This window comes from Mucilaginibacter sp. OAE612 (assembly GCF_041806395.1).
GTDB classification, from domain to species: domain Bacteria; phylum Bacteroidota; class Bacteroidia; order Sphingobacteriales; family Sphingobacteriaceae; genus Mucilaginibacter; species Mucilaginibacter rubeus.
Genome location: NZ_JBGMUW010000001.1, coordinates 2329408 through 2346489, shown reverse-complemented (window position 1 = coordinate 2346489; position 17082 = coordinate 2329408). Strand labels below are relative to the sequence as shown.

Sequence of the window (17082 nt, the reverse complement as noted above, 5' to 3'; positions counted from 1 at the left end):
ATTTAATTTAGTTAATATATTTGATTAAGAACATAGCCCAAAAAGCTGAAATACAGCAACTTGGTGTCGGCAGTGGTAGAGGCAGCGCCTGGGATTTTTTTAGCTTTTGGCTTAAAGCAATGGTAGAGACATTGCTGCGAAATAAATACTTACTCCGGCAAATACAACGTTACAGGCTATCGTGTAGGACAAAGCCATATAACAACCAAAAAACAAATGTGATACTGATTATTGTGTAGGCAATAACAGTTTTAAATTTTAATCAAATGGAAATCATTGCTCCGCGACTGAATGTGAGATAAGCCTTGCGGCAGTAGCACGAAAAATGAAATTCATTCATCTAACACGTAAGGAAAAAATGCCTTCTATCATATGGTTGCCTCCGGATTGAATGTGAGATAAGCCTTGCGGCCGTAATCCAAAAACTAACAATGATCAAAACATTTACTATCCTTTCAAAGTACTAAAAACTTAATTTTTACTGGTGATAAAATAGTATTAAATAAGGTTATTTATAGTGTTGGTTTATTTCTGTTTGATTAAATCTAAAATAGGCATAGTGTACAATTTGCACAAATCACTTTTTAGTTTTACGAATTAAATATTAAACAAAGCATAATATTATCAATAATGAAAGCAAACTATTGTTTTAAAAAAACATTTCGGCAAAACTGCCACTTTTATTAAAAATCGATTTTTACCTGTATTTTTTACATTAATCATATATCGGGATAATATGCGATAAAAAAAGAGTGTTTTTTATAAACCCAGCTGTTTGTTAAAAATAAAAACATAACATCAGCTGAATTTAATGTTAAAATAGCATTACATAGACCTGCAGATAAATTTCAAATTTTTCTGTCAGATATAAGATATGGCACTTTGCGCCCAGTCAGGGATTAAAAAAATAAAATGATATAAAAGAGTCTCCTATTTTGCTAAAAGATGACATGGCATTGTTTGTATTATTTACTCAAATCGGTAAAAACATAGGAGGACACGATCCCTTCAATGGACGATGCCACTTTCAAACCGGGCCATGACCGCTCAAACTGGCCATTTGGTTTCCTCGTGGAAGAATGATGTTAAATTTGATATAACAACTGCACAGTTTATTTTACAGACCCTACAATTTCAAAATCCTGTCTTTTATCGTCCAAATCAATTTAATTACCATCTTTGCTGTCGTAAATGGCAGTTACTATAAATTGATTTACTGCGACGGCTGGTATCGTAATTGTGCTTGTTCTGCTCAATCTTGCTATATTAATGCCCAAAAACTTTCCGGTGATATCAAATACGGCCCCTCCGCACTCCCGCGGTTTTATTCTTGCATCATGAACAAATACATTCCCAAACCCATCTTTTCGAATGCTTTTCCCCCCTATGAAGTGGTCGGCCGGATGATTGGTAATTTTTTGGGGTGGATATTTTAGGGCGACTTTTTTTATTAACTTTTCTCCCTTATGATTGATTGTCATTAAAGTAGTATCGCCGGCGCGGAATTTTAGAAGGGCTTTAAACATATCCAGTTCGTCATTTACAGTTTTGTCATCAATTGCTAAAAGCTCATCGCCGGTTGTTAGTCCGGCAGCCTCAGCCGCGCTGTTGGGCTGAATAAAAGTAAATAATAACGCCTGTCCCTTTTGCCGGGCAACAGCTCCCAAATAGCCGTAGCTGGTTTTTTTTGGCAAGCTTACGCCAACGCTTCCCAAAACACTACTACAATACGGAGAATCAGCGCGAAGAGAAATCAAAAAACTACCCAAATCGTTATCACTAAGTGTATCTGCCAATAACATTCCAAGCCTGATACCTTCCTTCCCTAACTTTGAAATGGGCAATAATATCGCAAGGTCATTAATTCTGTCCCGTTTGATAATATTTGCCTTAACAGTCTTGCCGCCCGATAATGTGATAAAAGGACCCTCGCCAATCATTGAGCTTTTAGTCAAAACGATATCTGAATTTTTGAAGGCAGCTTTTACATTGATATTATCTAAAGAAAAAATGGTCCCCCCTATAGTCTGTTCCTTACCATCAATAACACTCTTAATATTTACACAAGTTGTTTTAAAACGCTTGTCCACACTTTTAAAATACTTATCTGGATTTTCAGCTACCGGAAAATTATTGGCCGGCCGATTTTTTGAAACTACATTTGTATCCAAAGGCAGGGAAGTATAATTCTCTAAACGGGTTAGTGCTGTATAATATTTACGATAGGTATCTACGGGGATTTCATAATTAATATCCTCCGACTGTTCGATGCCGCTATGGATTCCGATCAAACGGCCAGACAGATCAAACAGGGGGCCGCCTGAATCTCCTGGCTCCATCACGCAAGTTGATTCCATAAAACCATACCTGTTATTTAAATTGGTGATATGTCCAAACCTTACATCAGGTTTGCGTTGTTCCATGCTTTCCGGGTAAGCTATGCTAATACATGGCTGGTTGATTTTGACATCTGAATACCAGGCCATTTCGACAAACGGCCAATCCCCTTTTTGGATTATTTTGAGCATGGCAGCATCCGGCAGCATAAATGTTGGGGGAATAGTAATACGGCCCAAACCACGGGCCAGGCACATTTTTCCATCGGGAAATATTACCTGATAGGTTTTGCCGGGCATTACCACATGTGCTGCGCTTAAGATCTCTCCTGCTTTGGAGACGACAACACCACTAAACTGCGCACTCATCCGGCTATACTGCAAAGTATCATATTCCCACATCAATACACTGGCAGCATAACCTTTTTTTATCGCAGTTTTTATATTGTCCTGTAGTTGCGTAGCTCCGGGCTTTTGTATCCGCTTATCAACATTTTGCGCGTTAGTAACCTGCAGGTTCCATAAGCACTGCAGGAAAAAAAATAATAAAAACCGTTTTGTCATTATACATTATAATTGAACCGTAGCGTTGTCCAAACGCTGCTGTTTAGAGTACCTGCCGATGTAAAAAGAGCCGATATTAAAACCGGCTCTCCGGAAACTAAACTAAAACTGATGGAAAACGTCCTACCGGGACTGTCTTTACGATAGCCAGTGCTATCATTTTATAATTTCTTAACTGTTAAAGATCTTTTTGAGCTGTATATCGATATCAGAGGAAGTGGGATTTATTAAAATCACATTCCCCTCAGCATCAAGCACAATTGCAAAGGGTACCGACTGGATACCCAAAGCATTCATCATAATCGATGCATCTTTGCCATCCTCATATTTATCTATTCCCTGTTGCCAGGGCATTGCTTCTTTAAGCATGGCGTTTTTCCAGGCTTTATTGTTTTGATCAATTGAAATACTAACTATCTCGAATCCTTTAGCTTGGTATTGTTTATATAACTCCTTAAGGTGCGGAATAGCCGCCCTGCAGGGTATACACCATGAAGCCCAGAAGTCAACCAATACAACTTTACCTTTGACCGATGACAATTTGATGGATTTACCACCGGCAGTTTGTAACTCAAAAGCCGGCAATGGTTTTCCAACTAATAAATTTTGACTTGCTGTAACAGTATCCCGCTTCTCTAATGATGAAGCTTTTACATCCGCCTTCCATCCGATGCTTAGGGCAAGCATTACCGGTGTTATCAACAGCAACTTTTTAAAGTTTATTTTCATTTAGCCTGACTATAAAACCTGTAATTCAATTACCTTTCTTTTAGGCGGAAAACATTTGTTGTTATCACAAACCTGGTAATAAAGCCCGCATTTGACTACCATGCCAGTCTTTAATGAAGCCGCACTTATCTCGGTTTTAAATGTTGCTATGCCCTCCCAAACAAACATGCCTTCGCCGCCGATAAATGGCACACCTGCCGATGCCTGCCACTCGCCGCTTGTTACACCTTTGGGTAACTCAATAATAGGTTGTGTGGTAATAAAAGGGCTGTCCTTAGGTACATAGGCGTAAATATGCCAGCCTTGCAAGATCTCAGCCTTAACAACTACCTGTTTTTTCCCGTTTGCTTCATCAATCAACATGGCGCTCACTGTCACCGGATCGGTACGGGTTGGTACTGTTACAGCATTTGCGGTTTTAACGTCACCAGTTGATGCGGGCGCAATTGCCGCTGTTTCTGTTTTGTGGGTATTCACCATAAATTTAAACCCTCCGGCTTCGGTATAATAAAGGTTGGGCTTGTTTTTGGTTAACCAAATGCGCCATTCTTTGGCAGATGTGAATTTTTCAGTGGTATATCTTTCCAATACCCTTTGGGCCAGGGCAGGCTCCTCTCCTTTCTCAAGCATATTGATACATTTTTCAAGCAGCTCAATTTTGCGGTTGGAGATCCCCAGCTTTTTTGCATCCTCATCCACCTGTAACGAGTAAGCATCAACCGGATAAAAATACTCGAGGTTATCCCGATAGTACTTATGATAGGCCTCTACGTTAGTACCAAAAGCATCATACATGCCGCTGCCAGTCCAGCTTTTAAGGTATTCATCAAAACTTTGTACATCATCGGATACCGGCATCTTTAAAAACGCCTCGTTACCTTTACCAATATCCTCGCCTTTGGCTTTACGGTCTTTAAGTTCCTGCTGCATTTTTAGCAGGCGTGCATTACCTTCTTTCCGGGCTATCAGCGTTTTTTGATATAACGCTTTATCGCTACGGTAAATCATTTCATTTACCCACTCACGGTTTTCAATTTGTACTTTTTTCATGATGGGCGCCTGGTGATCAAACTTTTTGATGTAGCAAACTGTGTTCACAAATACATCTTTAGCTTCATCGGTCATATGATTTGGCGAAGCAGAAAAGCCCCACATAAAATAATTGCCCTGACGGCCTAACGCTACTGCTTCAGCATTTTTTAAGCAAACACCGCCACTTATAGCTTCGGCATCCGGCGAATCGTTAAATCCCTCACCATGTGCCACCATGCCGATAATGTATTTATCCTTAGCTGCAGGATCTTCTTTGATCACCTTCCACATAGGCAGTTCCTTCGGGGTAGTTGCTCCCTGAAAGCCGTTAAAAAAAGAACCCGGCGTAGGCCTGTTAACTAAAGTTAGCTTCACTTTTACAGGTGTATTAAATATGGCATGACTGGTTTTGATGTTCAGCGCATCGTCTTCCAAACACTGACAATACCAATCAAACTTAAGTCCTATCGGCATGCCCACATCGGGAGCCAGCTGATGCATCAAAATAATAGGCCTGTCAAAATTGGCAGGTAATTTTATCGGCCCCGCATCGGCAATTGTTACGTCGACATTGGCAGACATCGAAGCATCGTAATCCCTCACATCCACAACTTCAACTTTGTCAAAGCGCGTTTCTAAAAAAGCCTTAAAATCGGCCATACGGGTTTTCCAGGCCTCATCTACCGCGCCCGCAGCTGTGCTGTAGTAAGTAATATGTTCGGGCTTAGGTTTTGCCGGATCATATCCTACATATAAAACATGGAGTGCTATTTTGCCCGCTCCGTGTTTTATGACGTTGCCCAAAGAGGCTACGCTAAACATAAAACAAAGCAGAAAAGCCAAAATGATCTTTTTCATACCTGCTTAATTAAAAAGTTCGGCAAGTTTATGATTGAGGTCTTCCCCGCGCAGATTTGTGCTAATAAGTTTGCCGTCGCGGTCTACCAGGAATGTAGCAGGTATAGCCGAAACGCCATAAAGACGGGCAACGCTGTTGTTGTTGCCATTCAAGTCGCTAACCTGCGGCCATGTCATACCCTCCTGTTGCAGAGCTTTCAGCCATTTGTCACGGCTGCTGTCAAGCGATACCGAAAGGATTTCGAACCCTTTATCCTTGTACATTTTATACTGACTTAACAGATTTGGGATTTCCTGACGACAAGGTGAACACCAACTTGCCCAAAAATCGACCAAAACGATTTTGCCTTTATAATCGGCTAACGATAAGCGTTTGCCGGCAGGGTTGACCTGAGTAAAAACCGGCGCCGGGCCACCTATTTTTAAACGGTAATGTGCATCAATAAATTCTTTGATAGTTTTACCATTATCAGTTGCCTGGATTGCCGGACTGAAAGTTTTGAACACCTGTTCGGCTACTGTAACCGTTTTTTCGTTAGATGCAGTGCCGAACAGAGCTACCGGTGCAAAGAACGAATCGGGGTGCGTTTTGGCAAAATCGAGATTTTTGCGCTGAAAATCGGCAATCATTTTATAGTGATGGCGGGCAACCGAATTGGTAAATGCGGTATCATTCACCAACTCGGGCGCTGCCGCAATTTCAGCATTAGAAATATGATCGATGTCCCATGGCATCGGTCCTACAGCTTTCACATAAGCCGAATATTCATCATATGTTTTGGATCCGCTCATCTGGGCGTTTGCCAGGGAATCTTTAGAAATTATATTAAGCGTTTCATTAGAAAAATTAAAGTAGAGAATATCGCCGCCATGGGTGGCAATTTCCCGGCCGGCGCCTTTATGATCAAGTGCAAGGCGTACAGAACTGTATGGGTTCATCCTACCTGTGAAATGAAAAGCGCCGTTAACTAATGTGGTCGAATCTTCATGCCCCTTGCCGTCCGTCATAAAGCTTAAATAAACTTTTTGACCGTTGAGATTGCCAATCTGCCCATTAATAGCGAACTGGTTAGTTTGGCCGGCGGCGTTCAACGCAGCCATGCTCAAAATTAAGTTTAGTAGTTTTTTCATTTCTTTATATGTTATACATCGAGTCGACAGGTTACGTTATACTTTTCAAGGATGAAACGCTCTTGTTAATGTCATGACTGCGGCCAACAACACAAAAATCATTCATGCTGTTGGTTAATCTTTTATATGGTTTTGATTAGTTAGTTTTTTATCTGCTCACAATGTCAACCGGTTCGCCCGGTATGCCGGTTATTGTTTTGATGATATTACCGGTTTTAGAAACACTTACGTCAAGTGTATAAACTGCCCCATCTGCGCCAACAGTAAGGGTGTTGTCATCCAAACTGATCTTCATCATGGATACCTTTTTACCGCCAAAGTCTGCGTCGAGCTGTCTTATATCTTCATTAATTGGGTTATAGCGGTAAATTTTCCCTTTTGATGAAAAATAAAACACATTTAAGCTATTCACCACCCATTTGGTATTATCATCAATTAAGGCGCTGCCTTTGAATGTGCGTTTGCCCAGCCCTTTAAATGTCCGGTCGTCGCCCATAGGGTAGCTAAAACTTAGTTCGGTTATGGTACCTGTCGCTGTTTTAAAGAAAGCGTATGAAGGGCCGCCTTCTGTAGGTTTCATGAACAACAAATTATCGTATCCTACATTTTTAGGGTCAAAGCCAGTGCTTGCGGTATCAATCTGGTAATTGGTGCCAGAGTAAGTACCATCGGCCCCGAAGGTGATAAAGGCTTTTCCTTTAAGATTGTAACCGATAAAAAACGAGCTTCCATGTGTAAAATATTTCGACATGGTATAATCACCGCCCTGTTCGTTGGCAAATTTGCCGTAATCATCAGCAAATGGCGCAGTTGACGATACACCCACATATAGCTTACCATTGATAACCCCCGTTGGCACTGTTCCCATTTGTACGGGGCCTAAAAATGGCTCCAGGTAACCTGTATTGATAACAGCCGGCGGAGAGAAGAACTGCGCTGCAAAATCCGTCCGTTTTAGCAACGTACTGGCGTCGAGCACCACTCCGCTTTTATTAGGATCGCTGCTTAATACCCAATATTCCTCTTTGGTGTTGGGTTGATAAGGCAGAGGTTTTGAATAGTACAATTGAACCGGATTGATAGGCAAATCGTCTTTATTAAGTGATTTATAGATGTCGCCCAACACCGTTTTATCGGGTTTTACAAATGATAGTTTGGTAATGCCATTATCATTACTCAACACCAAAATACCTGCCGAAAACTGCGTCGTACCTGTAATTTTGAAAGGGAACGTATAAAATAACCCATTCCGTTTGTCGGTAATTGTAAGTTTACAAGCGCGGTCGCCGGGGCCTAAATTGTAGACCATTTTCAGAGGGTAGCCTTTGTAAACAGCTTCCCGCAGTTCTTCTTGTACGGTGATATGCCATTCAAAATCAAGATCCTTTAAGGGATCGGCACCGGCAAGAGTAACCTTGGGGTTTATGGTGAGCGTATCGCCCAGCAGGGCTGCAAATGTTGCATTATTAACGCCGGTAACTACCGGCTCTGAAGGTGGCGAGTATACATAATTGCCGAGGTCTTTTTTACATGAAGTATAAAATACCGTTATGAGCGCCAATAGAGCTATCGATTTAAATTTCATGACCTAAGTGTTTAATTGATAATAACCTGCTGACCATTTTCATCAACAAAAAAGTACTTGCCTGCCTGCGCATAATACTTGAGGTAAAACTTCTTACCGGGCGAAGAAGAATTATAAAAATCATAATCATTACTTCCGTCGGCCCTTTTGGTAAGTATGTAGCCTTTTTCGGGATATCGCGCTACCCAGGCAAAAGGGTCATTAATAAAGGTCCTCACGTTATCTATATAATACAGCGTGCGCGGAATCTGCAGATAAGCGTTCGGTTTTGACATATCAACCAAATCGGTAGTACCCGAAGAGATCAGGAACAACTGGTGTTTTATCCTGCTGTAAGGGCCCAGATTACCCATCCAGTAAATCCACCAGGCCGGTTGTTCCAAACGCGACGAATAAAGGATAGATCGCATCCTCAACGCCACAGGCAATGACGAATTAAAATCCTGACCACCCGAAACAAGAATGGTAAGCACAACCGATTTATTTGCAAGTTCTGGGTCGGTATTTTTGATGATGACAGGTACCTTTACTGTGCCCGAATCAGCAGGCATAGTGTACGAGGGCTTAAGCGCTTCATAGTGCAAACCGGCTTTGGCCGTGGTAGCGGTGTCAACTACGGATATCGCAAACCTTCTTTCGGTTTTTGACCTTTGCCCCGAAATGATCACCGGTACCCAAATGGTATCCTGCGCCAGGGTTGGATTATAGGCAAAGGAATAGGTTAATACCGACGTATCCTGGTTGCCGTCTTTATCCTTATAATTCAGATAAATATTATCCCTGGAGCCGTATGTAAGTAACTGGTCTTTTTTGCAACCGAAAAGAGCTGCAAAGACCACTAAAACAAAAAATATATTTCTTTTCATTGTTATAAATGGTATGAGATCAATTATTGTAAGCTGTTTCGTCGTCGGGGATCGGGAACACGTATATGCTGTTTGATGCCGGATAGATCTGGCCGCTGGCCGCCACTATATCAAGGTTTAAGCGTTTATACATGTAAAATATCTGGCTCTCGCCGTAAAACTCTTTACGGGCTTCTTTAACCAGCTCATTCATAAAAGCTGATTTGCCCAAAGTATTCGGCAATAAATCGATAATGCCCCTATGGGTACGTACTGTATTTAAATACTCAATGGCTTTTGTTGGGTTACTATCATAGCTTGCTTCAGCTGCTATATAGTAGGCCTCAGCCAAGCGAAAAGACGGTGCCATTAACGGGTGCAGGTTTACCTGCGGCGAACTGTTAACCAAATATTTAACCAGGTAACTACGGTTTGGCGTTACATCTGTAGCTGTAAAAAACCATTCTCTGTAGCGCCAGTCCTCGGCACCAACAGTGCTTTTTTCATAGATATTATCTAAGTGCAACGGTGTTGGCTGATATTGAGCAGTATTTGTGGCACTGAATAACGTAACAAGCGCGTTGTTATCGTTGGCATGTGGTGCATACCAGCCAAATACCAGCTCGTTGTAAAAAATCCTGTCTTTTTGTTCAACGTTGTTGTTAAAGGCATCATCTTTTTGAGTCCAGGGGAATTTATTAGCAGTTATTACATCATTGGCGTTGGAGAGTGCATTCTGGTAGTCATTTTCATACAGGTAAATCCTTGCAAGTTCGCCGCATACGGCATAATAATTAAGCCTGTGCCTGCGGTTTTGCAAAAACAGGGTATTACTTGTGGTTTCTGTTTGCTTGCGACCTGTATAACCGCCGGGATAGGTTTTGTTGGGATATCCAACTATGTAGCCTGGAGAAAGAATGGGATCAGTTGTACTTAGCAACGCACGTGCATTACGCAGATCAGCTATAGCGTTGTTAATTACCTCAGCTACCGATGAAAACGATGTACTTTTAATACTAACATTGGTTACATATGGGATGCCTTTGGCGTTCGGATTGGATTTATACGAAGCCGCGAACATGCGCAAAAGATCAAAATGCAGGTATGCGCGAAGGGCGAGCGCTTCGCCTTTAATGATGGCATAGTTGTTACCCGAAAACACAGCCTTTTGTTTATCTATCACCTGTAATATTTCATTACAATTACCGATGGCGTTATAAACCGCCGACCAGATCTGGCTGTTTTTATCCTTTAAAATGCTTTGGCTGTACTGAAAAGAAGCGATCTTTTGAAAATCAGTATTCGAAAACGAATAGTTCTGCGCCATGATATCCAGGTTGCTAAACGTGAGGTTGCCACCGTACATATCTGCTTTGGTACACCTGGTGTAAACACCATTCAACGCCTCCTCAAAACCATCTTCAGTGGTAAACAGTTGCTCTTTGGTTACATCAGATTCCGGCTGTACATCCAAAAACTTTTTGCATGAGGTAAATACCAGCAACGGGATTATAAAAATTAAATATCTCTTCATGGTTATGTGTTAAAATGAACCCAATAATGAAAATGTTAAGCTGCGGGCAAAGGGATAATAGATCCCACGCTCTGCCTGGATAGTTGAAGTCCTGAAAACATCGTTTGCTGTGGCTGCCAGCCTCAAATTTTGAAGCCCCAAACGACGAATAGCGTTTGGCTTAAAATCATATGACAAGTAAAGCGACTGCAGCTCTATCAGGTTATCTTTTTGTACAAATCGCGATGACACATAAGTATCGGTTAGGTCAGTAATATTTTTGAAAAACGTGCGATCGCCGGGCTGTTTCCACCTCTGCTCCAGCACGCGGCTATCAACATTAAAACGGGGATCAGCATTTTCAACCCTGTCGATAAGCGTTTGGTTAAAGGCTTGCCCGCCAAAACGGTAATGGAAGCTAAAGCTCAGCATAAACCTTTTGTATGATACCGTACTACCAAAAAAGCCCTCGGCCTTTGGCGTGGTATTGCCCACGTCCTGTACATCCTTAACATCCCACACATAGGTTAGGGTACCATCTTTTTTTACCAGGATCTCTTTACCGTTTTCAGGATCAATACCCAATGACTTCACTGCGTAAATGGTATTCAGTGATTTACCTTCAACATACCGGGTTAGCGGGGTTGAAAAAGCGTTGTTATCCTTATTGGTCTGGAAGTTATCTATGTTATTGTTGAAGGCTTTAAGCGCATCAGATATGCTCACTATTTTGTTAACGTTATGAGCAAGGTTACCTGTCAGGTTAATGTTCCAGTTGGATGTATGGAAAACCTGGGCTACGAGGTAAAGCTCATAGCCTTTGTTTGACATGTCACCAAGGTTATCTTTATAAGTTGTAAAACCTGTTGACGGCGCAAGATTGATATCAGTAATTAACCCTTTGGTAAGTTTGTAATAGTATCTTGGCGATATAACTATCCTATCTTTAAACAACCCAATGTCCATACCAACATCAGAGGTACGGGTTTTTTGCCATTCCAGGTTGCTATTGCCGTAGCCCAGAATGGTAGCGCCGATACCGGTTGAATACCAGTTTTGCGTATCATATGAATAAATTGAGCGCGACTGGTATGCCGGGAAGCTGATAGAACCAAGCGTTGCGATACTGCCTTTAAGGCGCAGCTGGCTTATTACTTTTGAGCCCTGAAAAAAGCCTTCCTTATGAATATTCCAGCCAATCCCAAGGGATCCGAAAGGAGCATAACGCCTGTCGGCCCCGAAAGCCGATGAACCATCAACCCTTACCGATGCATCTAACAGATATTTGTTTTGGAACGCATAGTTGCCCGAAAAGAAAGCACCTGCCGTTCTTGACTTGGTAACATCTCCGTAAGGGCCTGAATTTTCTTTGTAAATACGTGCAAAGCCAATATTGGTAAACCTGTCGTTTGAAAAACCCTGGGCCGAAAATGATTTAACATCGGCCTTTGAAGCCAAAATATTAGCACCTAACACAAGGTTGAAATAATGATCGCCCAACTGCTTGTTATAACTGATAGTTACGTTTCCGTCAAGGTTAAGACTGGCATTTGTTCCGTAATCATAAGTCCCCCTGTTGTTCAGCCTATCAGACGCGTAGTTGTAAAAAACACTACTTAAGGGCGATACATAATTATCAGATGTTGAATTGGTTTTGTTTACGCTCATTAACGCCCTTAACCTCAGGCTTTTTGTCATCTTATAATCAGCAGAGAACGACTCCAGTATTTCTGTATATGCCGCTTTATTAAAACTGCTCAGGCTGGCTTCATATAAAGGGTTAAACACATTTTCGGTAACATATTGATCAGTTCCTGAACGGCCGGTGTTTACACGCCAGTTGGCCAGTTCCTGTACCAATCTGCCTGTACTGTCCCTTATCGGGAAATATGGGTTGGCATTTACATAGGTCGAAAAATCGCCGTAAGGAGAATTGGCCTGGTTAACCTGTGTAATGGTCAGATCATTCCTGATAATAAGCTTTGAGCTTGGATTATAGGTAAAATCAACCCCGCCGCTATAACGCGTATTGTCAGAACCCTTCATAACCCCCGGTTGTGTCTGGTATCGCAAGTCGATACCATACCTGAACGATTGATCGCCTCCCTGCGCGTAAACCGAATGCTTCTGCTGATAGGCGTTTCTTAAAGGCTGCGACAACCAATAAGTATTAACACCGCTCGCCACATTTTTTAAGCGCGTGAACAACTGGGCGTCAAGCTCGTCCTGTTTAGTATCACCGCTGGTAGATGTCTGTGTGTCATATAAACCCACAAGCTGCTCATAGGCCACTTTTTGTTTAGCATTAAGCACGTGATAGTCGGACAGATCCGGGCCGTTGAAGGTAAGCTCGTAATTGTATGATAACTGCAGTTTCCCGGCAACAGGCGCTTTGGTAGTGATCACCATTACACCGTTGGCTGCCCTTGAACCGTAAACCGCAGTAGCCGCACCATCTTTCAATAAGGTAACCGATTCTATCCGGTTAATATCCAGGTCAACTACTTTTTGAAGCGATACTTCAAAGCCATCAAGGATAAAGGCCGGCAGGTTATAATTACTTGAAAGGTTGTTGCGGTCCAGTATATTGTCGCTGATGGAAGGGATAGCTGTGGCGCCCCTTACGTTTATCTTTGGCAGCTTGTTTGGATCCGAACCGATAAAGTTATTATCAAGTACTTTAAACGACGGATCAAACGAAGCTATACTTTTGATCACGTTTTGCGGGTTATTACGCTTCAAATCTGCACCGCTTACCGTGATAGCATTACCGGTATAATTATCCTTTTTGATAACCTGGTAACCGGTTACCACTATGTCTTTAATGTTATTAATATCAGGCAAAAGCCTCACTACAATCGATTGCCCTGCTACCACCTTAACTTCTGCGGATTTGTAGCCCATAAACGAGAATATTAATGTTTGCCCTGCATCCGCCTGTACATTAAACTCCCCTTTATCATTGGTTTGGCCTATTACTCCCCTGCCGCCTTTAATGGCAATGTTTACACCGGGCAAAGTGGTTTTACTCACCGAATCCAATACACGGCCACTCACCGGAATTTTGCTCATCGGCGCAGCCAGTTCCGGCCGCGGTTCGGGTATTTTATTTTGGATTACGATGGTTTTAGACACAATGGTAAAACTCAGATCAAAATCTTTAAGACACGTGTTAAGCACATCAACAAGCGGCGCGTCATGAAAATTGGCATCAACTGTTTTGCCTTTTATATTTACTTTTTCGCTGTAAAAAAACAAATAGCCTGTTTGTTGTTTTATATCCTTAAAAACCGATTCGAGGCTCTTGTTTTTACCGGATATGGTTACCGTTTGAGAATAACTTGCAGCCGATAAGTGCAACACGCCAACAAGCAACAGTATAGTGGTGAGTTTCAATACTAATAAGAATTTGCACTTTACCCCCCGCATTGCGCATACGGCGTTGTAAAGAAAAGTTAATTTCATATTTTTGAATAAGATTGGGTTAATAAAATGCAGCCCAGGGCTTCGACATCTTGTGCTGCCTGACCTATTTTAAACCGGAAGCGGTGAGAGGCTTCCGGTTAATTTTTGGTCTGTTGATATGAGATTGGTCTGAGATTTATCGTACTTGTTTATCCATTAAGTTTTGTTTTAGTGATTAGCATTTAGTTTTGTTAGTTGTTAGTATAAAGTTTAAGTTAAATATCATTTACCGTAGGACACCTTCACTGTTTTGCCCTCCACCGAAAATTTCATGTTGTTAAGCTCCAGGATCCTGAAAACGTCGGTCAGTTTACTGCTCCTTGAAATTTCACCAAAAAATTTCTCCGTTGGCATATCGCCTTCATAAACCACATCAATATCATACCAGCGGCTTACCTGGCGCATAACCTCGCGGATATCCTCATCTGCAAATGAGAATACCCCGTTTTTCCAGGCTACTTCTTTGTCGAGGTTCACTTGTTGTTTACTGATGGTACCGTTACCTGCACGGCTTATTACAGCCTGCTCACCGGGAACAATAAGTATTGAGTTTGTTGCCGATGTTACCTTTACCGAACCCTCCAACAGGGTGGTTTTAAGCAAAGCTTCATCGCCGTAAGCATTGACATTAAAATGCGTACCGAGCACCTCAATAGTTTGCAATGCCGATTTAACTCTGAATGGCATTGCTTTATTTTTTGTTACCTCAAAGTAGCCTTCGCCATTGAGCATTACCTCACGTTCCGCTCCCTTAAACACGGTTGGATAAGTTATTGACGATGCTGCGTTAAGCCACACATTAGTGCCGTCGGGCAGGATGATCTTGTACTGCCCGCCGTTAGGTGTGGTAACCGTATTTTGAACGGCTTGATTCTGCCCGGTCGCTTCGGCCTGGTAAACGATCTGCCCATCGGCCGTTTTGGTGATTTTAACCCCGGCTTGTTTAGCTATTTGTCCGTTGGCAGCATCATCAAGCGATATGGTTGTGCCGTTGGCCAAAGTGAGCGTAGCCTTGTTGGTACCAGGTACTATGCCTTTGTAAGAGTTTGCGGCCAAATTATCGGCCTTATACCGGTTACGAACAAAAAAGTAAGCACCAACCGAAATAAACAACAGAATTGAGGCGGCCACGGCATATCTGGTCCAACCCGATCTTAAAGGCATGGTAACTGGCTTTTTTTCGCATTGCGCTATCCTTTCATCAACCTTTGCTTTAATGGCATCTTTCAGATACAGGTAGTCGACCTCATTTTCATCGGTAATGAGGTCATCGTTCAAATCAAACAGATTATAGTACGATTCCAGGAATTTAATTTCTTCCTGAGTAGCCTCGCCACGTTTGTATTTTGTTAGTATTTGTATAAAATATTGCTTGTTCGCCTCGTCCATTTACATCCTTTATATATACATGAGTCGGCAAAATGAAAATAGCCCATGTTAATTGAAAATATTTTTAATGTTTTATTTAAAAATAATACAGGTTTAAAATCAAAATGATAAAATATTATCAACCAATCATCATAATTGATAAAAATAAGGCATCTTCATTAAAGAAAAAACGTTTTATCAACCTTGTTGATAAAAATAAAGCAATACATGAAGTAAGAAAAGTGATTTACGAAGTGTTGCAAGGGCCTTCCCCATTTGGTTACGAACGGTTTTGGGGGAGATTTCCAGTTGGTCGGCAATTTGCTGGCTTGAGAGGCCTTCATAAAAGCGCAAATTGAATATGATACGCTGTTGAGTTGGCAAGGTATCAATAAGCTCATTAAAAGCTTTCAAAAATTCATCATGAAGCACATTAGCATCGGCGCGGCCAAGATGGCTTTCAATTTCATGGACTGTATCGGGTAAGGCCGCATAGCGCGATTCCTTTTCCATATATTTAAAAACGCCGTTGCGAGCGGCAACCAATAAATAAGCCGGCAGATTTTCAATCGGCGACTTTGACGCACGCACCCATAACTGCACAAATACGTCCTGAGCAATATCCTGAGCGCGTTCAATATCGTTAACCCGTTTGTATGCTGCGTTATAAACCTGTTTCCAATATTTGGTATATAATACATCGAAGGCAGGTTTGCTACCTTCACTAATGAGTTTCAGAAGTTTGGCATCGTCGGCTGACAAGTCAAGAGGGGCCATGCGTTATTTTAATTTCCTATATTGATCAGGTTAATTACACAAACATCATGGTGTTTTAATGCTCATTGTATATGTGTCAAATCCAAATATAGAAATTATCTGGCAAAATAAAATCTTATAAACGGGTTTAAACGCGATGGCAGAGAATTATCAGCTTAGCATGGCAAGAAAACTCCGATTTCCGTTAGTATGATGGTCTCTTCCCTATTATTGTAATTTTCCATGAGCCAAACCATTACAATCAGGAAAGGGCAACCCAGCATCCTACTGGCCCTGCTTTTGCTCTCCTCATTTTTCACAGTTGCAAAACGGCAAAATGAACCGTATTGGTTACATCGCTATCCATTTGCACTTGAGTGCCCTTACAGAATAAGTTTAAGGCTTAATGCGTAACAGAATCTCAGTACAATATATCCTATAACATTTACTACATTTATACTTAATTCATCAAAATCTATGGATCTTATCATCAAAGTACTCATCGGCCTGGTAGCCTTTATTCATTGCTATATATTATGGTTGGAAATGTTTGCCTGGACAACCCGCGGTCCCAAAGCTTTCAACAAATCATTGCAGGAACTGGAAAACAGCAAAGTTTTAGCGGCTAACCAGGGTTTATACAACGGATTTTTAGCAGCGGGTCTGATTTGGACATTCTTTATCAGCGACGCACAATGGCATAACTATGTGGCCCTGTTTTTCCTGAGTTGTGTGGCTGTAGCTGGCATTTACGGTGCTTTTACGGTAACCAAAAAGATCTTCTATATACAGGCCGTACCTGCATTACTGGTCATTTTATTGATCCTGATGAGGTAGGCGCATTTATCAACCCACGCGATCTTTTATGTGGGTCGAAATGGAAAAAACTATAAAGGGATT

The 17082-nt window shown here is 41.6% G+C and carries 11 protein-coding genes; 1 reads left to right on the top strand and 10 read right to left on the bottom strand.

The features are described from left to right. Window positions 1–1166 precede the first annotated feature (1166 nt). The 10 genes from ABID99_RS09810 to ABID99_RS09765 all read right to left on the bottom strand — a co-directional run bounded on the left by ABID99_RS09810 (window position 1167) and on the right by ABID99_RS09765 (window position 16203). A complete protein-coding gene (locus tag ABID99_RS09810; RefSeq protein WP_373615903.1) occupies window positions 1167–2705 on the bottom strand; it encodes a trypsin-like peptidase domain-containing protein in 1539 nt (512 codons plus the stop codon). Window positions 2706–3071: 366 nt separating this feature from the next. After that, a complete protein-coding gene (locus tag ABID99_RS09805; protein ID WP_373613590.1) occupies window positions 3072–3629 on the bottom strand; it encodes a TlpA family protein disulfide reductase in 558 nt (185 codons plus the stop codon). A gap of 9 nt (window positions 3630–3638) precedes the next feature. Further along, window positions 3639–5519, bottom strand: coding sequence for a protein-disulfide reductase DsbD domain-containing protein (locus ABID99_RS09800; RefSeq protein WP_373613589.1), 1881 nt, complete (start codon window positions 5517–5519; stop codon window positions 3639–3641). 6 nt (window positions 5520–5525) lie between these two features. Continuing rightward, window positions 5526–6650, bottom strand: a complete 1125-nt coding sequence (locus tag ABID99_RS09795) for a redoxin domain-containing protein (RefSeq protein ID WP_373613588.1) — start codon at window positions 6648–6650, stop codon at window positions 5526–5528. A gap of 148 nt (window positions 6651–6798) precedes the next feature. Beyond that, a complete protein-coding gene (locus ABID99_RS09790; protein ID WP_373613587.1) occupies window positions 6799–8235 on the bottom strand; it encodes a PKD-like family lipoprotein in 1437 nt (478 codons plus the stop codon). An 11-nt stretch (window positions 8236–8246) separates the two neighbouring features. Next, window positions 8247–9101, bottom strand: coding sequence for a DUF4843 domain-containing protein (locus tag ABID99_RS09785; RefSeq protein ID WP_373613586.1), 855 nt, complete (start codon window positions 9099–9101; stop codon window positions 8247–8249). Window positions 9102–9120: 19 nt separating this feature from the next. Continuing rightward, window positions 9121–10614 (bottom strand): RagB/SusD family nutrient uptake outer membrane protein, encoded by a 1494-nt coding sequence (locus ABID99_RS09780; RefSeq protein ID WP_373613585.1) that lies wholly within the window; start codon window positions 10612–10614, stop codon window positions 9121–9123. A 9-nt stretch (window positions 10615–10623) separates the two neighbouring features. Then, complete coding sequence (locus tag ABID99_RS09775; protein WP_090526039.1) at window positions 10624–14058, bottom strand: SusC/RagA family TonB-linked outer membrane protein; 3435 nt, start codon at window positions 14056–14058, stop codon at window positions 10624–10626. Between the two features lie 222 nt (window positions 14059–14280). Then, the gene (locus tag ABID99_RS09770; RefSeq protein ID WP_373613584.1) at window positions 14281–15447 is read right to left on the bottom strand and encodes a FecR family protein; all 1167 of its coding nucleotides are present in this window, start codon (window positions 15445–15447) and stop codon (window positions 14281–14283) included. 177 nt (window positions 15448–15624) lie between these two features. After that, window positions 15625–16203: an RNA polymerase sigma factor gene (locus ABID99_RS09765; RefSeq protein WP_373613583.1), complete on the bottom strand. Its 579-nt coding sequence runs from the start codon at window positions 16201–16203 to the stop codon at window positions 15625–15627. Window positions 16204–16659: 456 nt separating this feature from the next. Here ABID99_RS09765 and ABID99_RS09760 point away from each other — a divergent pair, with 456 nt between their 5' ends. Next, complete coding sequence (locus ABID99_RS09760) at window positions 16660–17019, top strand: DUF1304 domain-containing protein (RefSeq protein WP_373613582.1); 360 nt, start codon at window positions 16660–16662, stop codon at window positions 17017–17019. Window positions 17020–17082 lie beyond the last annotated feature (63 nt).